The following is a 21,703-nucleotide window of genomic DNA, read 5'->3' on the forward strand; positions in this document are numbered from 1 at the left end:
CCGCATAATGCGGCACCTACAAGCTTAAAAATCGTATGTAAGTTGGAAATAGAGAAAACGTCCCACTGCATTATAAGTCTGCTGATCAAAGTTGATATTGACGTTTACCAGCGAAATGGGTGGTTGTTTATCAAACAAGTTATTGATGCCCATACGCCAACCTAATCCACTGTCCGATTTATAACCTGTCGAAAGATTATGATAAAACATTGAGCCAATATGGCGTGGTGCATTAAGATAGATTTCGTTGGTATCGCCAATGTACCTCAAAGAATACGCAGCCGACCAATTATCATACGCCCACTGAGCTGAAACGCTCCCTTTGAATTCAGGATAGGACTCTCTTACACCTGAACTGCCTTTTTTATTCACACTAAGACGACTGCCATCCGCCAGAGAAGAGACTTCCTCTAAAGCATTCAATTTCGAAACACTGCTGCTAAGATCCCATTCACCAAAATCACTAATAAATGTATAACGAACCACAGTATCTACGCCTGAAACTTCAGTACTGTTGAGATTTACTGGACCATCAACAATATTCAGCAATTCACCATTAGCAGTACGGCTAATAACATTACAATTGCGTCCATTGAAGGCACATAAATCCAGCAAGTTTTGCGGACCAAAAGCACTGATTGTATTATCAATTTTTATACGGTACCAATCGGTAGTAACACTAAAACCATCAAGCCCTGCTGGCGTATATACAAAACCAGTAGAGATATTTTCAGAGGTTTCTGGTTCCAATAATTTGTTGCCACCGACTAAAATTGGCACATTTGAATCTTGCTGACGATAATTTGCGGGTACGCTGGAACAACCTGGCAACCCCTTGTTGATATCGCAAGGGTCTATAACCGGAGCAAAAGCGGCGCGCTCACCTTCATATAACTCCAGAAGTGAAGGTGCACGGAAACCTTCTGACCAAGTTGCACGCAGCATGAAATCTGTTATGGGACGATATAAAATACCTACCTTGCTATTAGTTGTACTACCAAATGTGCTGTAATCAGATAACCGACTAGCAAGGTTTAATTCCAGAGCTTCTCCAAATGCACTGTTTTCGAGTAGTGGGATGTTTAATTCAATATAAGCTTCATACAAATCATACTCGCCAACAGTTCCAGTACGCGGTGATGAAGATGTAGTTCGATATTGATTAACTCGTGGTTTCGCATTAATAATATTGTCTGGGATATCAACACCATTTTCTTTACGGTACTCGGCACCAATTGCCAGTAAAACGTCCCCAGCCGGTAACTCCGCAATTGCATTAGTTAAATTAAATCTAAAATGCTGTTGCTCTGTTTTATTCTCATCAATACCTGTGAAATTGATATAGTTAACCATCGCCGATGTGAGAGGATTAAATAGATTCACAGGTACACAACCGGACGATAAATCACTAATATCGGCCACTATCCCACTGCTGTTACATGCTCTCATCCCTAGCGCAAGCTTATCTAAGTGCAGCTGATTTTTTGAAGTAAATGTACCTTTATTTTCAGCCCAAGACGCAAAAGCATCCCATTGCCAACCTAACGGCAAAAAGCCCTCTAAGCCAACCCCAACACGAGTTGTTTCTACTTTTTGTTCATTCACTCGCAAACCATTATCAGTGAAAAAATTTCTCAGTCCAAAATCACTACCTGAGAATTCAATACCGAACGGATTGACTCTACTATCATTGGCGATAACAAAACCACGCGAACCAGTAATTACTGGTACAGCAGCCGAAAACTGCTGATCTGATTTCCGGATATTATGCAGCAGCTCAAACCGTATACTCGTTCCTTCGAAAACTTGAGTGTCCGGCAATTGAAAAGTTGCCTGGCCAAATAAACTTAATCGCTCATTTGGACCAACAACATAATTATCATGGTAACGATTAAAACGGTCGTTGCTACTAGCCGCGCGCCAACTATTTAATGAGTTACCATCCGAACCTGGATCTCGTGTTATACCGATTGAAGGCACAGAAAAATCAAACAAACCTTCAAGCTTAGACTCCCGAAAAAGACCTTCAGAGCTACCTAAAGGTAACCCATTTAATGGCACTGCTGTTAAACTACGATCCTGGGTATAAACTGGTTCCTGATTCGAATAACTGGCAGAAAACATCAGGTTGTGGTCGTTAAAGTCGTGCCCCAATAGCAGATCAAAATTTCTCGTTTCACGATCATTTTCTCCCGAAATACCGTAATAGGCTTTTACTTGGGCACCATCATAATTTTTAATAGTGTGGATATTCACCACACCGGCAATAGCATCGGCTCCGTAAATCGCAGTTGCACCATCTTGCAACACTTCAATCTGATCAATAATGGCGAATGGGATCGTATTTAAATCGACGAAATCACGAAAACCACGACTGCCCGCGCCATTAACCCAGCGGTTCCCATTGACAAGTATAAGCGAACGATTTTCACCTAAATTACGTAAGTTAATACTTGCAGTACCATGACTAGTTCCGGCAGAACCATTATCATTCAAACTGGCACCAACCGAAGGTAACTCCTGTAAAAACTCACCAATTGAGAGTGCTCCCTTAATGTCCAGTTGATCTCTGTCAAAACTCTGTATTGGACTTCCTTCCGCTTCATCTCTTCTCATGATGCGAGAACCAGTAATGGCTATTACTTCTAATTTTGAATTTGGCTCTTCCTTTTCTACAGTTTGTTCCGCCCGAACAGACTGACTGGAAATAGTAAAGACTGCACTGATGGCAATTGCCAACGCAGATAATGGGTAGTTGAAATTCGACATAGGTATCTCCCGTTGATGCTTTTTGTTTGGTTATCGAAAACACTCTAGTAAAAGGAAATTATCAATGCAATATTATAATTAAGTGCAATGACTCAATAACATTTTGTTATTAACAAAGCATTTTGTTATTGTTGAATTCGAAGACAAATATTCTTAGTATCAGAAATGAGATAGATATGGATTACTGGCATGCGAATGAAAAATATTAATCTAAAGAGCCTAGAAGCTTTCCGCGCTATTATGCAAACAGGGTCTGCAACTGCTGCTGCACGCCAGTTGGGTTTGACTCAACCAGGAATAAGTCGGCTTTTAGCGAGCCTAGAGCTACTTGTTGGGTTCCAATTGTTTTATAGAGAACATAGCAGACTAATTGCAACTGATGAAGCCAAGCTTCTGACATCCGAAATTGATTTGTTATTGAATAATGCGGACCGCTTCTTAGCCTTAGCGCGCAACCTCCATAAAACAGAAACAGGCTCCTTAACCATCGTTGCACCGCAAAGTTTTAGCTCTGGTCCACTAGCAGATGTAGTGGCAAGTTTTATTCAACTGTACCCAAAAATTTCAGTGAGTATAGAATCTCATAGCCCCCTGACTGCCAGAGATTTGGTCGCACAGCGTTCTATTGACTGTGGCTTTATTCAATTACCGGAAAATCATCCCGGACTAATTGTAAAAACCATGCTTGATAGCGAGCTAGTTTGCATGATACCGGCTGAACATTCTCTCAATAACCGAACAAGTGTGAACTTAACTGACCTTAGCCATGAACCCCTAATCATGCTTGGACAAGGTCGACCTTCGCGACAAAAGTTGGAAAAGCTATTTCAACAAAATGGTGTTATACCAAAGATCCGACTGGAAACGCATAGTATTGCAACAGCATGCGCTTATGTTCAACGACAACTAGGGATTGCTATTATTAATAGGGTATTAGCTCAACAATATCTGAATAATCAGTTGAAGCTGGTACCACTAGAGCCTACCATTTACCACCAATATGGCTTTATTTATTCTGCATACGCGCCCATACCAAGACTCGTAGCTGTCTTTTGTCAACACTGTACTCAGTTCTTCTCTATAAACGACTAAGTCTTTTGCTCGTTTCTACTTATTTTTAATGACAATCTGCCAATACTCTATTTCTTGTAGGCAATTGGCATTATGAGTTTTCAGTATTGATAACTTCTACTTACATATTCCGCCCATAACAACATAGGTGGTAATTATTAGAACTTCATATTCAAACTGACTAAAGCGGAGAAAAATAAGTAGGCTTTTACTCTAGCTCGGCTGAATGCTCTACAGTGTTGGGTTGTTCATATTGGTGGTAGTTTTGCATTATTGAATGCTAACTCTGGAATTGGACACAGATCACTATTAGTTTTAACCCAAAGCCCCTAGCAAACCGATGACTAAACTGCTGCTGTCATATTCATGCAGCCGAACATTTTTATTGCACCATTATTTAATAAGTTAACAAACATTCTAAATAAACGTCTGGCCAATTACACCTAGCTTTACCTAATGTTCCATGGCAATAGTGACTCAAAGTTATCCGGCTGTTCAGCAATATGTTACAAGTAATTAGAAATATAACCATGCACTGCAAGGTCACTTACTTTTGCAGTTTCAACAAGACTATAGAGTATGACGCTGACCCAATAACATATATTTGAGAATAGCTAGTTTTTTCGGTTATGTGTATATCCAAGGACTATCCACTTAGTTCAAACAACCACATTATATGTGGTTATCTATTTTTAATTGATTAGTACCTTATCGGCTTAGAACAAACTGCTTGCTCAAGCAACCTTTAGAATTATAATACCCGATAATCTGACTTTCTTATGTTGAAACGAAATATAAACTTATCTAAATAATAATTAAGTTGCTTAGCCTTTACCGCGCCTTGATACGTACCTAAAGCCATCTTTTACATAATGATGAGACTCGATGTATCCCAGCCATTATTTCATTTTCAGGTACAAATGAACCTAAAAGCACTATCCGGTTATGCTTATTGCCCTGTTGATTTTTAATAGATGATTTTGAATGACACCATCTATTAATGTTTCGTCAACCTCTACGATGCTGGATAGTTTATCTCTTTCAAGAGCAACCATGACATTTCTTAACTTGTGCATTAAAGACCTAGCAGTTTTATAACTCCCAAGACCTAATAGCCTTTAACCCCCAAGAGCGCTGACACTATTCTTTTTATTTGTAATAAACCAGACAGCTGCAAATCAACTTTTTTCATCATGGAACCAATCAGCAAGTTCACCCCAATTTGTAGGATAGTAGACGCCAGCTTTAAATAAATACGATGAAATTTTCATCACTACATATTGACGCTGGTAGCGCTAAATTGATACCACAAAGTACTTACACTTGTATTATTCCTAACTCCAAGCTTGAGAAAATTCATCATCTTTGAAAGCTTCTGCAAGCCCTGTAATTTGTTGCATTCTCAGTACTTCATCCGCATCCATGCCTAGCTCTTTTTGAATCTTCTCATTACTCCAATTTGAGTTTTTAAGCTCTATTACGAGCTTAGCAGTCAGCTCTACTTGATGACTTCCTCTAGCAATATTATGTCTAACCGATGTTGCTACATTCTCTAAAGTTGATTTATTTAAAATAACACATGGTATATAGTCAATGCCTATGCTCTTTAAAATAGCAAAGCGATGAGCGCCATCAACAACAGTATATATACCTTTATCTTTAGTTTTATTAACAACAATAGGCATAGTCAGGCCATCTTGCTCAATTGAATGGCGTAAAAGCTCAAACTCTAAAGGTGCAACTAAGTTAGGGTTATAGTGATTTTCCTTAATACTATTGACATGTAAAAGCTGTAATCTGGTAACAGGGAATGGACTTTTAATCCAATCAGATAATAACGTAACAATATGATTATAAAACTCAACTTTTTTATCGCTTTGGAGCTCTTTAAAGGATGTAAAGTCCTTTAAATCTCTAATTATTTCGTTATATGGTAGTGATTCTTTTACTTCAAATTGGTTTTGCATGTTCACTCCTTTCTAAGGTAATTTTCATAAAGGGTTTTATAGTGCTCAGTCAAAGACTTTGTCTGCCCAAATGAAAGGCCACGACACCAATAGTCATTTTTTATTAAAACCTTGCAAATACGCCTCCAGCTTGGCACTTTTTTACTGTTTTCTAGTTTTACATTTGCATAGTCTGGGATCTTTTTTATTCCAAAACTTTTACGATTATGCCGCCACCACATTAAAAATTTGAATATTCTTTCCCTATAATGATTTGCTAATGGGGGGGGCATTGTATTTAGCAAATACTTACTGTATTGCCTAAAAGTATAGCCAGGAGGTAAATCAAAACGATAATAGCCAAGAATATGACCTTGTGTTTTACTATAGCGAGCACCAAAGTTACATCCCTCAACTCGCTCTACTAGTTTTTGCCATGTGTTAGGTTCAAGTATTTGATACAACCACAAGCCTTTTCTTTGATCATCTCCAAAAGGTTGGCATAGCCTTTGTTGGGATAAACTGACCCCCGCTTTTTGCATAAGATCATATGTTCTATTGTAATCCCATTGTTTTTTACCATTAGCAATCCAAACATCTTTCGTTTTCCAATCATAGATTGGATAAAAAGAATACACTTTATCTTCGAGCTTAGTGCTCCATTGTATTTCTAAAAACTTAGCTTTATGTTTATTTTTTATAGTTCTGTATCTATTAAGTGACTCGTCTGCACGAATTCCAATTAATATACCAACAGGGGATTCTTTTTGTTTTTGGTACCATTTTGCAAATTCAATTACAAACTCTTCAAACTCCATACCAATTTTAAAAAATGGGAAATAGTTAATATCTGATATGACTCCGGGTTGTATAGGAATTTCTCTTACCCATTTTGAATTATAGTCTTTATCCCAACAACACCACTTCGGCTGAAACTGGGAAGCAGCGTTTCTCAAGCTTATTGGCAAACAAATCCAATACGGATTAATCTTGCCTGTTTTAACCATTCTTGTGATAAAATCAATGGTGTTTTGGTACTGAGCTTCAAAATCTACAATCAAAACATCAACAGGTAAACGATTTAGCTCTTCAGCTTTTTGAATTGTTAAATTTAATAAAGCCCCGGAATCTTTACCCCCTGAAAAAGACACGTAAAAATGTTTAAAGTGACTAAAAATGTAGTCAATACGCTCACATGCAGCAGAGTACACATCTATCCCTAAATAGTGTTTCATTACTTTCCCTACTTTGGATAAATTTTAATGTAGTGATAAAAATACAAGCTTACTTAAAAATAGATAAGGCAAGCCCTTAAGTTAAAGTAAGTTTTTGATATAAAATAAAAACCTTATCCTTTAATAAAGTGGGTATAGCTTGGCGTTAATAATGCTTTTGTGAAAACGACGCCTTCATGGATAAAAGTTAATTGTGAATGTATATTTTTAAAGTCATCTAATGTGTTATTTGTCACTACGATAGTCATGTTTTTAGCTAGCATATCTTTTAAAAGATCAAGTAAGTCTTTTTTTGTCTTTGAGTTAACTTTTAGGAAAGGTCTATCTAATATTAATACCTTAGGGTTTTGTAAAATTATCCTCGCAAACCTTACTCGTTGAATTTGGCTCAATGAAAGCTCATGGATATAACATTTTGCGTAATGGCTCATTCCAACTTTAGCAATCGCTTCATTTACAAGGCTTTTTACATGCACTCCGCTTTTATTGGACAATTCGGAGCAATTAAAGCTAGCAAATTTAACAAGATTAAAAACAGTAACAGGATAGTGCTCATTTTCTTCATCAAACTTAGGTAAAAATAAAATATCATTACGGTCCACGCCTAAATAAACGACTTCCCCCTCGTCTGGTTTTTCTTCGCCGCGTAATAGTTTTACCAAATTATTTAACACGGATTGATTAAAACTAATTATAATTGCTAGCTGGCCTTTCAATATATTTAGATCAATATTACTAATTGAGCCATTAGTGTTTCTTGCGAAGGAGATATTCCTTAAGCTTATACAACAGCCAGTGCTCATTGCTAATCCTCCTAAAAATGCTAATCTTGTAAAATTTGATTAACGTGTACATTTTTTAAAATAATCTCACTCTCGGTAGCTATTGCACCAATACAGTCTACCTTCAATAAAATAACCCATGAAAATGACAAATGACTATCATCAAATTCAGTTCATATATTTATTTTTTGTGGATATAGATTGATGAAAAAATCAATCAAAAACCCTGCTGGTACAATTACCACAACCGTCAGAATAAAAACAAAACCATAAATATCATATAGTTAACCCACCACCTCTTGTATGTATAAACTTCAATTTTATTAACAAGAAATTATCCTCTTTTGTTAATTCCACTTTCTTGTATCAAATAATTAAAAGTGATAGTTATTTAGTTAACTCAAATGTGGATTTTTGCATTTTTTGTAATGATATTTTGAAAAAAATAAGGTAAATGATGCTAATCAATAATTTACTAGATAAATTTAAAGCCAAAAAAGGGTTTACTACAGATAAGCAAATAGCCTATGACTTATCAATTTCATGTCAAAAGCTATCTGCTGTAAGGCAGGGGTCTCGTTTTCTCACTGAAAAACAATTATTTTATTTATCTCAAGCAACTAACTGTAACTATGAATTGGTTATACTTGATTTACTCATTCATAAAAGTAAATTTGATAAAACTGAAGTTGTGCTACAAATACTCTTTAATGAGCGATTATCCCATTATTCCTACAACTTATTCGAAGACTACGGAAGTGCCTAATTCTATATTTTTTCAGTCTTACTGTTGTCAAGGGTTGGTATGGATAATCAAATTCAGAATTTAAGTAATCAACCTGAGTTCTGGATAAGAAATAGAAATACCGAAGGAACTAATTACTCGTTCTAGGATCCGATCGTTCGACCAAGTAAAGATAAGACCAAAAGGAACGAGCATGAATAAACTAGTAGAAAACTATTGTGATGTCGATGATTTTTGCACTTTGTTTGTTGATAAGTGGCAGCGTACCTTGTTGGAAAACGGGGATATCAAGCGCCGCATAACTTGCAGGCTATCAACCGATGAGATAATAACGATAATTATTCACTTCCATCAGTCACATTACCGCGATTTCAAAAACTATTATATTGATTCGTTTACCGTCAGCTCAGAGATTACTTTCCAGAGCTACTCAGTTACACGTGGTTTTAGGTATCACATCCAGTGTAGTGGTGCCGATGTGCAACTATCTACCTCAAAGCTAGGTAAGCCCACCGGCATTCAGTTTGTCAACACCACTAAAATAGAGATCTGCCACATTATTCGAGCGAAAAGGAATCAAGTATTTGCTTGTATGTCCACGCATGATAAGGACACCATCGCTTGGTCATTTATTTTTAAATTACATATTATTATCAATAATTTAGGTGCGATAGTTTCGCCTAAACTAACAAAAGGTAATGTGGATGACCGATAGCCGGAGTCAGACATGACTGACTCCATCCTCGGTAAATTGTATGGCGATAAAGGTGTCGAACTAATAATCACCGTGCGCAAAAACATGAAGAAAAATTCATATCTCTGTTGGATAGAGCGATTCTAAAAAAGCGGTTTGTTATTAAAACGGTAAATGACTAATTGAAAAATATATCTTACTTTGGGCACTCCAGACACCGCAGCATTCATGGTTTTATGCTTAATCTGCTAGGTGGTTTAATCGCTTACTGTTTGAAAAAGGACAAGCCTTCCCTGGATTTAACAACCCAAAAATTTGAGCTGTTAAATGATAATAATTAGATGCTGGCTTAACCAGATCTCAGGTTAATCATGATTTTATAGTTGAAACGGCGCTTTTAAAGCTCGTTCAAATGGGTGGCTATACTATAAGCTTTAGATGAAACAAGCACTAAGCAGAAACCCGCTATTAAAACAAGAGCTTTAGGGCTATAGAAGTTTGCAAAAGGAATTGAGAAGAAAGAAATAGTCTAAATTATAAAAGCTAACTGAAAAAACTAAGCGATGTCATTGATATAAAAATAATTATAATTTGACAAGATATGGAAGAATTATCAGAGATAATCCCCACTCTAACCGGACAGATAAAAAATAGTTAGCTAAGATAGCAATAGAAAACCCTAGCTTTGTAAGCTATTGTTATTTTATCAACAAATTTTTAGGTAATTTGTATTAGAGCACTGATTATTTTCAATTTATGCGAATAGGTTTAGAAATAACTTTTACATTAAGGGTTTCAATTATGCGTTATATTATTTATTTAATATATATTACATCACTGTTCATTAGTTTTATACCGCACTTTGTTGTAGCAAAAATGATACATCGTGACGAAATAATTGAATCTCAATTAAATGATATCGTCGATATTCGTCGTTACCCTACCGATATAACGGTACTGAAGGAGATAACAAAACGGATTGATAAAAATAGTGCTTTTGAAACTTATATTAGAGCAAAAGGGAATTTAATTTTATGGCAAGGATTAAAAAACAAGGAATATAATACAGCTATAAAGCATGCACAGCAGCTTTACCAGGAATCTCTGCTACGTAGTTCAGTAAACGCTCAGGTTGAGATGCTTGCAGTACAATGTGAAATTTTTTTTCAACAAGGAAAAACCAACGAATACATGGCATTATTTCCAATATTAGAGCGTCATTTGGAGAAAGTTGATAACCCTAGACTGCTTTTCTATGTTCATTTATTGATTTCAAGATTATGGCAAAATTTATCACAACAAGAATCATCATTGAAACATATCCTTCTTGCGCAGGACGCAGCGAGAAAATTAAAGGATAGATTTCAGTTAAAACGCCGATTGCAGCTCAATATACTTATAGCAAGAAATGAATTAGCACTTCAACATTACGCAAAAGCTGAAAACTTATTAGTATCGTCAATTAAAGAAGCAGAACTACATCAAGAACAAGATCAATTGGCCGAGCTATATCTACTTTTGGGATTTGTAAATCAGCACATTTTAGGTCCAACCGATGAATCCATCAAGTTTTATCTGAAGGCAGTCCAATGGTCTCGTAAAAATAACAACTCAAAGGTCTTGCTGATGGCACTGAATAACATTGGTGCAAATTTACTACTGCAACAAAAGTATCAACAGGCAGAACAATATTTTCATAACGCTCTGAAAATTCTATCTAATACCGATGTTACTAATGCGCGACTAGTTATTAATTTCAATCTTGGTTATTTGCAAGTGCTGCAAGGACAAAAAGATATTGGCATTCGTGTAATGGTTGAAAATGCAGATGCCTTCCGAAAGGTAGCTAGGCCTGTTCAAATCTCTGATTTACTAACACATTTAGCTGATGCTTATGGACGAACAGGTCAGTATCAATCTCAGGCTACTACCTTAAAAGAAAAGCTAAAATTACTCCAAAAGCATCATTCAGATGAGAGTGAAAGGATAGCAAATGAAATGCAAATTCGCTATCAGTCGAATGACAAAATACTACAAGTAGAATTACTAGAGCAAACACTTGAGTTGCAAAAATACCAAAATGAAAGTCAGCAACGAATAATGTGGATGTCGTTAGGTTTGATATTAGCAATCTTGGCTGTATTAACTGTCATATTTTTTTCATATCGAAAAGTTAAAAGTGTAAATAAACAGATTAGTGAAAAAAATGTTCTATTACATCAACTTTCATTGCACGATCCCTTGACAGGTTTAAATAATCGTCGCTCAGTTGAGCTGACACCAGAACGTGAACAAAAGGGCCGCTTTTATAACACTAAGCATTGTTGCCAGCCCTCGAATAATACAACAGCCTTATTAGTAATGTTGGATATAGACTTTTTTAAACATATTAATGATAACTACGGGCATGCTGTAGGTGATGAGGTGTTATTAGCTTTTTCTATGAGGTTTAAACAATTTTGTCGTAGCAACGATAAAATATTACGTTGGGGTGGTGAGGAGTTTTTATTATTGCTTGAAAACGTTGATGCTAATAAAGCTCAACAAACAATTCACAAATTACTTCAGTTACTTTGTGTTAAACCGATAGAAACTGAAGCCGGTGCATTGAATATCAGTGTAAGTGGTGGCTTTTTATTAATCGATTCGGTAACTCCAACAAACCAGAGACTTTGGGACTGGCAATTAAAATTTGTAGACTCTCTGCTGTATCGTGCTAAAAAGCAAGGTAGAAATAGGTTATACGGCTGGCTAGTTTCACCTGAGTATCATGCACAAAAAGATGCTGAGGCGCAACAGCTTCAAATCGAATCTGATCTAGAACTTATTATCGGACCAGAAAAAAACTCCTAGCTCTATAATTCTCTTGACGGATCCCCACTGAAGTGGCATTTTTCTGATCCCATTTGACTGCACTATAGCTTGCCTTAAAAAACTCTGCCAACCAAACCTCAAACAGCTTCCACTACACGGATGAGGCTGACTCCACCACCAACGAGCTTAGCGACTCGCTCCTGGAGTTTTTCTCGGTCGTAGTCTGAACTGGTGTTGTCAATTTCGGCTTTGATCTGAGACACCCGCGCGTCGATGGACTTCGCATTACTAGCGCGATCTACAACTGTGATTGTATCTTTGCCGATAATGATTCGCTTAGTACTTCCAAGTTTAGCTAATTCCACGTCCTCTAACGATAAACCAACTTCTTCGCTAATCACCGTTGCACCAGTCAAAATAGCGATATCTTCTAGCATAGCCTTGCGACGTTCACCAAAGCGTGGCGCTTTGACAGCGGCTACTTTAAGCACACCACGCAACTGGTTCACTACCAGAGTAGAAAGCGCCTCATCCTCAATATCTTCGGCAATTAACACTCAAGGTCGGCTGTCTTTCGCAACTTTTCCAGCAGTGGTAACAACTCACGGATATTGTTGATCTTTTTGTCAAACATCAGGATGTAGGGGGGTTCTAATTCCACCTGCATTTTTTCCTGATTGTTGATGAAATAGGGCGGCAGGTATCCTCGATCAAACTGCATACCTTCAACTACTTCCAGCCCATTTTCTAGTGACTTACCTTCTTCGACGGTGATGACGCCGTCTTTGCCCACTTTTTCCATCGCTTCGGCCAGAATGTCACCAATATCCTTGTTCCAGTTTGCAGACACCGTCGCAACCTGGCCGATAGATTAATTATCGTCGCAAGGTTTGGCCACGTCATGCAGTTTGTTGATTGCTGACTTAACAACAGCGTCTATGCCGCGTTTTAAATCCATCGGATTCATATCGGCAGCGATCGCCTTGTATCCTTCACGCACCAATGCTTGTTCCAAAACTGTTGCGGTAGTTGTACCGTCACCAGCCACATCGGCCGTTTTCGAGGCTACTTCTTTAACCATCTGCGCCTCCATATTCTGGAACTTGTCAGACAGTTCGATTTCTTTGGCTACCGACATACCGTCTTTTGTGACTATGGGGGCACCAAAGCTCTTATCTAAGACCACATTGCGGCCTTTCGGACCAAGGGTTGCTTTCACGGCATCGGCCAGAATATTCACCCCGGTCAACATGCGCTCGCGCGCATCGTCTGAAAAGATTACCGCTTTTCCCTCTACATGCTCTTCTTCAACAATGGCAAGAATATCAGACTCTCTCATGATCAACAGCTCCTCGCCATCAACTTTTACCTGGGAGCCTACATATTGCCCAAAGAAAATCCGGTCACCTTTTTTACCAAAAGCGCTCGAAACTCTCCTGAACCACCAGCTATACCATCTCCAACGGCTACCACTTCTCCCTGAGTAGGCTTTTCGGCCGACTTATCAGGGATAATGATGCCACCTTTGGGAGTCGTCTCTGCCTCTAATCGGCGCACAACCACACGATCGTAAAGAGGTTTCAAAATCATAATTTTCCTCCTAAAATGATTGATAACCTAAGACAATAAATGTCAGGAAGAACCTTCCCGAGACTATAATTAGGGATTCTTAAATTGGATTCAAGAGGTAAAATGAAAAATTTAAATTTAGGTAAGCCAATGATTATTAAATATAAATGCATAAACCAAACAAACATTAAGAAATGTTTTTACGACGGGATTAACCAAGAATCAAAAGATTTGGCTCCCCCCTTTATCAGAAGAAGCACTTCACTATCTAGCACAGCTTCTGATCAACCCTAGCTAAAGCAAGCATTTATTTCAAATAGAAAACGATACTCTTTCACTGCCAACACTTGCTCTGTTATACGAGGAAGCTTATAAGGCAAAAACTGTAGGCCAGAGAAACACCTTACTCAAACAATTGGGAGACAGTTCTTTGTTTGTAGGGTCGCTATTTTTTGAGGGTTTTGCAAAAAAAGGTGTTAATAAAAACTATTTTATTGGCATGGGCGGCGGAGCCTATAGCAGTTTGGGCAATTTAAATTATGCAGAAAACAATATTTTTAACGAACTTGCCAATAGCTTCCCAAAGTTATTGCAGATAGTTGCCAATGTTTGCGCTGTTGAACTACGATATCCCGAGTCAGCTGACCCAAATGAAGAATCGCTGCAATTGGCTTTTGCTGCTCAGGTAGCTTGTCGTATTGCTCACCTAAATCGACCTTTAGCTCACCACCTCTTTGAAGGCCGGTCTTCCAGTAAACCGTAAACTCACTATCAATCTGCTTTGTTAACAGGGTTAATACCATCATATTTGTTTCTCCTATTGGTTATCTATTTTTCATTCTCCATGTTTTTTCAAATATGCAAGGCGCAAAAAAAGGGGCCGAAGCCCCTTGGATCAGACATGAACTTTAGGAAAGCCCATGGTACCGTAAACATTCAGCACATCATTCCAATCCCAACTTTTCACGCCGAGTGACGTTGGTATCGGAGGGATCAACACTTGTGTCAGAATGCCTTTTTGCCAGGCTTTTTTCTTGAGTTCATTCGCTGCATTCAGGCCGGTCTCAGAGAGATCATGATCTGCCCAGATGTACAGCATTTTCACATTACTTGGTGGTTCAAACCTAGCCAGTAGCGTTGCGTTCACAACCGACCAACATGTTTGCCCCGTTGCTCTGGTGACCGCTAAAGCTGTTTCTATGCCTTCAGAAACACCTAATATCCCACCAGGCTCACCTATCGGAATGGCACCACCCGTGATTATTCTGTCACTTGGTATGGGCATCATCTTTTTAGGCTTTTCAACCGGCGCTTTGAATCCATCTTCACTTAGGTAGATCCGATGGAACGTGGCCGAACGCCCTTGCCGAGTAACGATTTTACCTAGCAGCGCTGGATAACTATCGATAAACAGACCATCTTCATCATGGTAAGGCAAGTTTGGATGAAACCTCAGCACCGTATCCCATTCAGGACGAAGCCGGGTAACAATGCCACGACGATGCAAGTAGTTCCAAACCGGTTGCGCACGACTATCTGCAAGGGATAGTGTTTCTCCCCAGGTTTGATTCAAGCGATAGATAATCGCTTTGTCCTCGTCCTGCTTTCTAGCCTTCCAATCAACAGCGTTACTCGGTATTTCCCGAGAAGGTGCTTGTATTTGTCCGGGTTGAATACCTAGAACTTGGCCAATTGCTTCAACAGATTGAGCAAAGCTCCATCCATTAATCCAAGACAACAGTTCAAAGCCATCATGAAAGATACCGCAGGTGTTACAAACGCCACCTCCGGTATGTTCAGCATCTTTGAACAGCCTAAAGCCATCACGACCGCCATGAACAGGGCAAGCCACATGACGGCCTTTTCGAGCAATAGCGACATCAAGTTCTGGCACCAATGCAGCCAATACCTGAAGCCATTGGCCATTAAGATATGGCCTCACTGTTTCAATTTGTAAAGGTAACGCCATATAACCTCCTTAAGTAAAAAGCCGACTCCTACCACAAGTGAAAAAATCAGCTTGGGTCCTGCATTGAGCCGTTTGGTTAATACAGGAACGTTAATCAAGCTGGATACCATGTCGTCTTAATAGCCACATGATGGAATCACGAAGCACATCAGGATCGACAACCGCAGCTATCGCGCAAATCCGAAAGCAAAATGGCGCTATTTCGTCATTTTGAATCCACGACAACACATCCTTGCGCAACCGAGTACCGACACGACCGTCCAGCAATACACGGATCGCATTCAATAGAATGCCTTCGCGTAACTGCCAGATCTCCGTGTCAGACCAAGTGACTGGGGCATCATCAAACTCAAATAGAAATTCGAGCTGTGCTGATGTGTGCTGATGGGACTGCTTTTGTGATGTAGGAGAATGGGCAATACGCCCATTCATTAAAGATAACCGCGTTCGGCAAGCGAAACGTAGCCCTCGGATGCGACCACAACATGGTCAAGCGTTCGAATATCAACGAGTGACAAGGCGTCACGAAGTCGATGAGTAATGCGTTTATCAGCTTCACTGGGTTCAGGATCACCCGATGGATGATTGTGAACCAGTATCACTGCTACCGCATTAAGTTCCAGCGCCCGCTTTGTTACTTCCCTTGGATACACGCTCGCCGCATCTAAAGTGCCTTTAAACAGCTCTTCAAATCGAATGACACGATGCTTTGTATCAAGAAACAGCACGCCAAAAACCTCGTGCTCATACTCGTGCATCAAAGTTTGCAGGTATGAGAACGCCGACGATGGCTGTTCAATTTTGCGACCTTTACTCAATCGACCACGGGCAAGCTTAAGCGCCATATCTAAGATATCCGCTTCGGTTACTTGTTCAGGAACGATGTAAGTACCGGCTTCTTCGCCAGCTAAGAACTTTCTGTTTTTCATAGGAGTCTCCAAAAAAACGGAGACGAACCCATGCCCTGCGGGGGACGGAATCGTCCCCGCAGGGTGGTAAAATTGATGTGGTTACTGAATTAACAGTTGTTGTGTTACTTCAAATAACTCACGCTTTAGATCTTTGACGTCATTAATCACAATGCTTTGAGGAAAGAATTTCTCAACACTGCGTGTTTGAATCCCTATCCCCAGCAGCTCAAAGCCACTTCGTCTGCACCGGTCAACAATGTCATGCGTGGCTGCCCAATCATCTGGTTCTCCATCCGTTAGCACTATCATTAGCTTTCGCTCCTGTTTTTGTGCCAACAAACTGTTTGCCGCAAACCACATCGCTTGTGCCATAGGCGTACAACCTCGTGGTTTTTGGTCAAAACAGGCGGCCCGATGTCGAACCGATTGCTTGGGCAATAACGCGATAGAAACTTCCTGATGAATACCAGGAAAATAACTGACCGCAGGTACAACACCCGGTATGCCTTCCAGTGCCATGGCCAAAGCCAAAGCGGCTTCATTGGCAACATGAAAGTACTTTCGATTACCTTCGCCAATGGGTTTACCCATTGAACCCGATATATCGACCAGCAAGTGCACAGCAGCATTAGGCGCAATGCGAGGTTGCCTTTGAATAAACAATCTCGACTCACCTGCTTGTGAAGCGGCAAGACGATGGGTTGCAACTCGAAGACCGTGCCTTTTGGCATGATTCCGATTGTCCTGACTGGACTGAACCATGCCCCTAAGTCGGGCTCGAATTTGAGCTGACTCAGACGCCGATAGGGTCAAAATGGCCTCATCACCCAACATCGCCTGCTCTGCTTGGGGCAAACTGAGTGGAGTGACACCCTGATGTCCTTCAGCTTGTTCCGACAACACTTCTGCTACTTGTGCAAAGGTATCGGGTTCAAACTGAGCGACACTGGCCTCTAAGGCTTGTCGCAAATTGTCAGCTTGATCAGAGTTATCAGAATCTCCCGTTTCAGCAGCATCCACCATTGCAGACGAGTCTGCTTCCGGGGTTTGACTGTCACTACTGTTATTGCTGTCATTACTCGCATCTTGTCCAATGTCATTACCGCTATCAGCATCCGACTCATCCTGTGGTGGACGAGATTCGTCTTCCAACATGGCAACGATGGCATCGACAAGTTTCAGCACTTCACCTGTAGAGCCTAAGCTAGGCACTGCTGTCAGCATGGCGCTTAACCGGCTCATCGCTGCGGCAGGAAAGAGTTGTCTCACTCTTTCATCAATCGCTTGATACAAAGGCGTCAGCGCTTTCTGACCGAGAAAATGGCATCTCAAGAAACAACAACCACGCTTGCAAGTTAGATGCAGGCTCAAGCTGTTCAGGTACACACATTTGCTGTGTGTCCACCATGTACTCAATCACTTGCGAAATACTGCGCCGGGTTCCGGGGTAATCCTTTGCCAATTCGTTTTCAATGCGCACATCCTCAATGATATTAAGAAGTGCCTTACGGATCGGTTTGGACGACGCCTTCTGCACCATGTCAAAATTAGTATGCCGAATATGCGCCGCTTCATGAGCCAGATAACCCCAAGCTATCTGTTGATAGTGTGGGTCGTCTGGGTTTGCTGTTGGGATCACAATCCGCTCACCATCGGTAAACGCATCTTGACCTTGAATAAGCACCTTCACACCAAACTTTTCGCCATAAGCGGCGGCAACGATTGGCAGTGCGTTTTTTAATGGATGATTCATGGGAGTCTCCTAATCATTAGGGGGAATACTCCCTCAGCGGGAGCGTTTCCCCGCTGGGAATGTGGATGTTTAAACCTGTGCTTTTAGCTTATCCAGGTCGTATTTTTGAGCTAACCAAGCCACCAATTGAGCTGGACTCTCGTGCTGCTCAAATGACGTTTTAAGCTGGTCGAAACTCAGGATGTCATCCAATGTCAGACCGTACTGGTCTTGTAACTGAGTAGACACCTCATGTTGATATTGCAGCCAGGCCCGCTCGTGAGCGGTTTGCTGCAATGCCATGTTTGGAACAAATACCATAGCGGTTACCCAAGCTCCTTGTGCGTCCGCATCTGCGATCAACACAGGGTTCTTGGGGATCACGACACTATGTGTTGAGTACGACCGTTGTACTAACATTCGACAACACGCCACTTCTGGTATCGATTCACTTTCAACCGCATCAGTCACACCACGAAAATGTGCTTCAAACTGGTTCAGTTGGCTGGGGTTATGGATGGTTGATTGCATAATTTCCCTCTTACATAGTGCAGAGGACATGCGCCCTTCAGGGCAACATGCCCTCAAGGACGTTAGAAATAAAATGAGTTTGGTACAGTCGAACCAAGGTTTGGTCTGACGGTTGGTTGGGGTATTGCACGTAAGTTATCTGCCTGAGCAGATACCGGCTGTGCGGGTTTAGGTTCAGGTTTGGGCATCAGTTGTCTGATATCCAATTGACCTTCACCGTGCATTCTCATCTTGTCTGGATCAGACAAAATTAAAATGGTCGCCATCAGTTCGTGATAGAGAGTATCTGTCACAGGGCCGGTCTTCGGCAGACGAACGAATAAATTGTCCATCGCTTCAACCATTGGCTGAACTCGGTGATCCAGGAATGACAAACCATCCAACTTGTCTCTTAATCGCTTGAGAGGATTAAGGGCTCGCTGGCTGATTTGATTCTTACCTGCAACGGAACGCTCAAACAGTTCATTGGCATCACGAGCCACCTCCCTAAAGAGGGTGTGTCCCATACCATTGACCTTGTCATCTAAGCCACCAGCTTGTTCAGCTGGTTGCATTCGATAAATGGCATAATCGAACTGAAGCCGTTGTTTCACGTCTTCGATGGGTGACAGCGCACGCCGGATTGCATCTGCAAATTCCGGGTGTTTTGCAACCCAGTCAAACGTCACCTGATCATAGTTGTCCAAGAACAACTGCTTGCACTGCGCAAACTCCTGACCTATACGGTCAAGCTCTGGAACAATCTGATCAATTCGGTCTTCAGGGACGGCATAGCCACCTAAAAACCGCACACCGACTTGCTCACACAAGCGCTGCGCTTCTTTCTTAAGCCTTTCAAAGTTCGCCAATGCCTCTGGGTCGCAAATTTTTTTACTCCCTAAGCTGGCAACATCCTTCGGTGGAAGTTGGCTGCCATTGGCTAATCTGAAATCTTCAGGCCTTAGTTTTTTTCTACCGCTCCAGATGGAACAGTCGATGTGACAAATCAAGAGTTTGTCGAGGGTTTGAATACTCATAGTGCATCCTCATGTAAGATGGGGGACGCACCACTCCCAGCAGGAGCAATGGCCCCCGTTTGGGTGGTAGTCGTTGACGCGCTAATGGCAACATCACTATCAGAAATAGTAATTTTGCGAATCAGGCGACGATTGGTTGAGATCGATTTTCGCTGGCATTAAGTCCAGTGCTTCAGCTATCGGGCGAACCCGCTCTAAATCACTGCCTAGCAACCGCAATACATCTTTTTCCAACTTCAGTTGGTCGGATACTTCTATCCCTTCAGGACTCGCTACTGTGAGCGAACACAGAGGTGGTAATTGACGCTTAAAGGCCAGCAACAGCAACAATGGCCACGGGCCATCATCAGTGTTAACAATGCCAGCGCCTTCACCTGACACAATGCTGATTTGATTGGTACTAGGTAATGCGCCTTTGCAAAACCCTAATGACCATTCTCCAATCCTGACCTGGTTATCATCAATAACAGCCAAGCCATAGGCTTCAAGCAGCTTTGCCATATCGAACAATGCTTTTTGCGCCAGCGAGATTTGGCCATTGACGTCCTTGCGAGTACGAAACTCCCAACTGACGTTATTGGCGCACGCGACGCTATCAAGCGCATTTGAAAGTTCAAATGGCCGCCCTTGATGATCAATACCGACGTGTCCAACAAATCGATAACCCTTGTTGATTTTCTCATTGATTCTTCGGTCTGCTTCTGCGTTAGGAACAGTCGAATCAATCAATCGCTGCTGCGACAATTGACCTGCTTTTCCAAACCGAACTTCAATCTCCTGGGTATCTGATCCAATGTAAATGGCCCATTCTTTGGCTGTCCCATCAGAATGACTGTAACGGTAAAGAGCAAAGCACTTTTCCATCATCAATCCTCCCAGTGGTCACCGAAGACATCAGTGGCAATACGGTGAATGGCTTCTCGTTGCTCCAACTCTGCACGAGCCGTCAAAGACCGAACCAGTGCATATTCCACTGCGTTAGGAGCGCCTTTAAAAGCAAGTGTTAACTTTGCCCAGCGCACTAAGGTCCGAGTAGACATGGTGATACTAAGCTCAGCACCGCCATCCGCGCCCCCAATAAAAAGACGACGAATGTCACCAGCCACCTTCACCATTTTTTGGCGAAAGACTTCTGGCAAGCCCGGCGCAACGTTCTCCAGAATGGCTTCCTCTACAGATGGCTCTGCATAGGTCGCTTCGATGATTCTAAAGCGATCAAGGAAAGCCAAATTCTGTTGAAGCACGCCTTGATACAAGCCCGTTTGATCACCACTGCCCGCACTGTTGCCGGTAGCGATAAAACGAAACTTGGTATGTGGCATGATAATCTCTCCGCCATTTTGTGCGATGACCAACGGGGCACCTTCCAAAATGTCATTGAGCCCAGCCAGTTCAGCAGGCTCAGCAAGATCCATTTCATTAATGATCAGCAAATGGCCATGCTTTACAGCCAGTGCCAGCGGTCCATACACAAAGGTCATGTTGCCATTAACCAGTGTGTGGTGACCGATAAGATCGGACAATTCCAATCGACCGTGCGCAGTAATTTGCTGAACAGGCCAATTCAATCGAGAAGCAACTTGGCAAATTAGCGAGGTCTTACCGCATCCCGTGGGGCCTGTAATATACAAACCGTCACCGTCTGGGTTAGACAAGAACGCCAATACGTCACGTAAGTCTTCTTTTCTAAAAACATACTCGTCCTTGCGAACGGGAATGTTTGGATGGGTAGTGTCGGCACTAAATCCTTCCAGAACGAAAGCATCAGGAGCCGGGACATTAAACGCTTGATTCACTTGAACCAAAAATGGGGATTGTTCAGTCATGGTAAACCTCATCAGTTTTGACGAGGCCCCATGCCCCAGCAGGGAATGAAGTCCCCGTCGGGTGGTATGTTGATTGTGGTATGGCTGTGTATG

Annotated in this window: 15 protein-coding genes and 5 pseudogenes; 4 read left to right on the plus strand and 16 right to left on the minus strand. The window is 41.1% G+C overall.

Features of this window, described 5'->3' with window-relative positions:
• Positions 1-24: 24 nt before the first annotated feature.
• Positions 25-2,769, minus strand: a complete 2,745-nt coding sequence (locus B1F84_RS11680) for a TonB-dependent receptor (RefSeq protein ID WP_131691511.1) — start codon at positions 2,767-2,769, stop codon at positions 25-27.
• A gap of 195 nt (positions 2,770-2,964) precedes the next feature.
• Between B1F84_RS11680 and B1F84_RS11685 the strand changes: the two genes are divergently transcribed.
• Positions 2,965-3,861, plus strand: coding sequence for a LysR family transcriptional regulator (locus B1F84_RS11685; RefSeq protein WP_240702000.1), 897 nt, complete (start codon positions 2,965-2,967; stop codon positions 3,859-3,861).
• 679 nt (positions 3,862-4,540) lie between these two features.
• On the opposite strand, the pseudogene B1F84_RS11690 reads toward B1F84_RS11685, so the two are convergent.
• From B1F84_RS11690 to B1F84_RS11705, 4 genes and pseudogenes are all read right to left on the minus strand, one after another.
• Positions 4,541-5,111, minus strand: a pseudogene (locus B1F84_RS11690) (hypothetical protein).
• A gap of 63 nt (positions 5,112-5,174) precedes the next feature.
• Positions 5,175-5,807 carry a ParB N-terminal domain-containing protein gene (locus B1F84_RS11695; RefSeq protein WP_131691513.1) on the minus strand — a complete coding sequence of 211 codons (633 nt, stop codon included), beginning with the start codon at positions 5,805-5,807 and terminating at the stop codon, positions 5,175-5,177.
• Positions 5,808-5,809: 2 nt separating this feature from the next.
• On the minus strand, positions 5,810-7,021 hold the full coding sequence (locus B1F84_RS11700; RefSeq protein WP_131691514.1) for a DUF3440 domain-containing protein: 1,212 nt from the start codon (positions 7,019-7,021) through the stop codon (positions 5,810-5,812).
• 113 nt (positions 7,022-7,134) lie between these two features.
• A complete protein-coding gene (locus B1F84_RS11705; RefSeq protein WP_131691515.1) occupies positions 7,135-7,824 on the minus strand; it encodes an ATP-binding cassette domain-containing protein in 690 nt (229 codons plus the stop codon).
• A gap of 433 nt (positions 7,825-8,257) precedes the next feature.
• On the opposite strand from B1F84_RS11705, the gene B1F84_RS11710 reads away from it, so the two are divergent.
• From B1F84_RS11710 to B1F84_RS11720, 3 genes and pseudogenes are all read left to right on the plus strand, one after another.
• Entirely contained in the window at positions 8,258-8,569 is a 312-nt protein-coding gene (locus B1F84_RS11710; RefSeq protein WP_131691516.1) for a hypothetical protein, read from the plus strand.
• A 172-nt stretch (positions 8,570-8,741) separates the two neighbouring features.
• Positions 8,742-9,583: pseudogene (locus B1F84_RS11715) on the plus strand (IS982 family transposase).
• Between the two features lie 460 nt (positions 9,584-10,043).
• Positions 10,044-12,095, plus strand: a complete 2,052-nt coding sequence (locus B1F84_RS11720; protein ID WP_165489683.1) for a diguanylate cyclase — start codon at positions 10,044-10,046, stop codon at positions 12,093-12,095.
• Between the two features lie 113 nt (positions 12,096-12,208).
• Here the strand turns inward: B1F84_RS11720 and groEL are convergent.
• From groEL to B1F84_RS11780, 11 genes and pseudogenes are all read right to left on the minus strand, one after another.
• Positions 12,209-13,308 (minus strand): annotated as a pseudogene (gene groEL, locus B1F84_RS18020) (chaperonin GroEL); the annotation flags it as partial.
• Between the two features lie 54 nt (positions 13,309-13,362).
• A pseudogene (locus B1F84_RS17980) lies at positions 13,363-13,646 on the minus strand (co-chaperone GroES); the annotation flags it as partial.
• 536 nt (positions 13,647-14,182) lie between these two features.
• A complete protein-coding gene (locus tag B1F84_RS11740) occupies positions 14,183-14,431 on the minus strand; it encodes a hypothetical protein (RefSeq protein WP_131691520.1) in 249 nt (82 codons plus the stop codon).
• Between the two features lie 89 nt (positions 14,432-14,520).
• Positions 14,521-15,594 carry a primase-helicase zinc-binding domain-containing protein gene (locus B1F84_RS11745; protein ID WP_131691521.1) on the minus strand — a complete coding sequence of 358 codons (1,074 nt, stop codon included), beginning with the start codon at positions 15,592-15,594 and terminating at the stop codon, positions 14,521-14,523.
• A gap of 90 nt (positions 15,595-15,684) precedes the next feature.
• Positions 15,685-16,026 carry a plasmid-related protein gene (locus B1F84_RS11750; RefSeq protein WP_131691522.1) on the minus strand — a complete coding sequence of 114 codons (342 nt, stop codon included), beginning with the start codon at positions 16,024-16,026 and terminating at the stop codon, positions 15,685-15,687.
• Positions 16,026-16,523: a DNA repair protein RadC gene (gene radC, locus B1F84_RS11755; protein ID WP_131691523.1), complete on the minus strand. Its 498-nt coding sequence runs from the start codon at positions 16,521-16,523 to the stop codon at positions 16,026-16,028. The genes B1F84_RS11750 and radC overlap by 1 nt, the downstream gene beginning before the upstream one ends.
• Before the next feature lie 81 nt (positions 16,524-16,604).
• A pseudogene (locus B1F84_RS11760) lies at positions 16,605-18,258 on the minus strand (VWA domain-containing protein).
• Positions 18,259-18,327: 69 nt separating this feature from the next.
• Complete coding sequence (locus tag B1F84_RS11765) at positions 18,328-18,768, minus strand: hypothetical protein (RefSeq protein WP_131691524.1); 441 nt, start codon at positions 18,766-18,768, stop codon at positions 18,328-18,330.
• A gap of 62 nt (positions 18,769-18,830) precedes the next feature.
• Positions 18,831-19,784 (minus strand): DUF3150 domain-containing protein, encoded by a 954-nt coding sequence (locus B1F84_RS11770; protein WP_131691525.1) that lies wholly within the window; start codon positions 19,782-19,784, stop codon positions 18,831-18,833.
• Positions 19,785-19,883: 99 nt separating this feature from the next.
• Positions 19,884-20,651 carry a hypothetical protein gene (locus B1F84_RS11775; protein WP_131691526.1) on the minus strand — a complete coding sequence of 256 codons (768 nt, stop codon included), beginning with the start codon at positions 20,649-20,651 and terminating at the stop codon, positions 19,884-19,886.
• Positions 20,651-21,610 (minus strand): AAA family ATPase, encoded by a 960-nt coding sequence (locus B1F84_RS11780; protein WP_131691527.1) that lies wholly within the window; start codon positions 21,608-21,610, stop codon positions 20,651-20,653. The genes B1F84_RS11775 and B1F84_RS11780 overlap by 1 nt, the downstream gene beginning before the upstream one ends.
• Positions 21,611-21,703: the final 93 nt, after the last annotated feature.

The sequence above is a fragment of the Pseudoalteromonas sp. DL-6 genome, assembly GCF_004328665.1.
Taxonomy (GTDB): domain Bacteria; phylum Pseudomonadota; class Gammaproteobacteria; order Enterobacterales; family Alteromonadaceae; genus Pseudoalteromonas.

What these genes read in the sequence shown, in the direction of transcription:
- B1F84_RS11680 (WP_131691511.1), bottom strand. Translation starts at nt 2,769, where the DNA reads ATGTCGAATTTCAACTACCCATTATCTGCGTTGGCAATTGCCATCAGT.
- B1F84_RS11685 (WP_240702000.1), top strand. Translation starts at nt 2,965, where the DNA reads ATGAAAAATATTAATCTAAAGAGCCTAGAAGCTTTCCGCGCTATTATG.
- B1F84_RS11695 (WP_131691513.1), bottom strand. Translation starts at nt 5,807, where the DNA reads ATGCAAAACCAATTTGAAGTAAAAGAATCACTACCATATAACGAAATA.
- B1F84_RS11700 (WP_131691514.1), bottom strand. Translation starts at nt 7,021, where the DNA reads ATGAAACACTATTTAGGGATAGATGTGTACTCTGCTGCATGTGAGCGT.
- B1F84_RS11705 (WP_131691515.1), bottom strand. Translation starts at nt 7,824, where the DNA reads ATGAGCACTGGCTGTTGTATAAGCTTAAGGAATATCTCCTTCGCAAGA.
- B1F84_RS11710 (WP_131691516.1), top strand. Translation starts at nt 8,258, where the DNA reads ATGATGCTAATCAATAATTTACTAGATAAATTTAAAGCCAAAAAAGGG.
- B1F84_RS11720 (WP_165489683.1), top strand. Translation starts at nt 10,044, where the DNA reads ATGCGTTATATTATTTATTTAATATATATTACATCACTGTTCATTAGT.
- B1F84_RS11740 (WP_131691520.1), bottom strand. Translation starts at nt 14,431, where the DNA reads ATGATGGTATTAACCCTGTTAACAAAGCAGATTGATAGTGAGTTTACG.
- B1F84_RS11745 (WP_131691521.1), bottom strand. Translation starts at nt 15,594, where the DNA reads ATGGCGTTACCTTTACAAATTGAAACAGTGAGGCCATATCTTAATGGC.
- B1F84_RS11750 (WP_131691522.1), bottom strand. Translation starts at nt 16,026, where the DNA reads ATGAATGGGCGTATTGCCCATTCTCCTACATCACAAAAGCAGTCCCAT.
- radC (WP_131691523.1), bottom strand. Translation starts at nt 16,523, where the DNA reads ATGAAAAACAGAAAGTTCTTAGCTGGCGAAGAAGCCGGTACTTACATC.
- B1F84_RS11765 (WP_131691524.1), bottom strand. Translation starts at nt 18,768, where the DNA reads ATGCAATCAACCATCCATAACCCCAGCCAACTGAACCAGTTTGAAGCA.
- B1F84_RS11770 (WP_131691525.1), bottom strand. Translation starts at nt 19,784, where the DNA reads ATGAGTATTCAAACCCTCGACAAACTCTTGATTTGTCACATCGACTGT.
- B1F84_RS11775 (WP_131691526.1), bottom strand. Translation starts at nt 20,651, where the DNA reads ATGATGGAAAAGTGCTTTGCTCTTTACCGTTACAGTCATTCTGATGGG.
- B1F84_RS11780 (WP_131691527.1), bottom strand. Translation starts at nt 21,610, where the DNA reads ATGACTGAACAATCCCCATTTTTGGTTCAAGTGAATCAAGCGTTTAAT.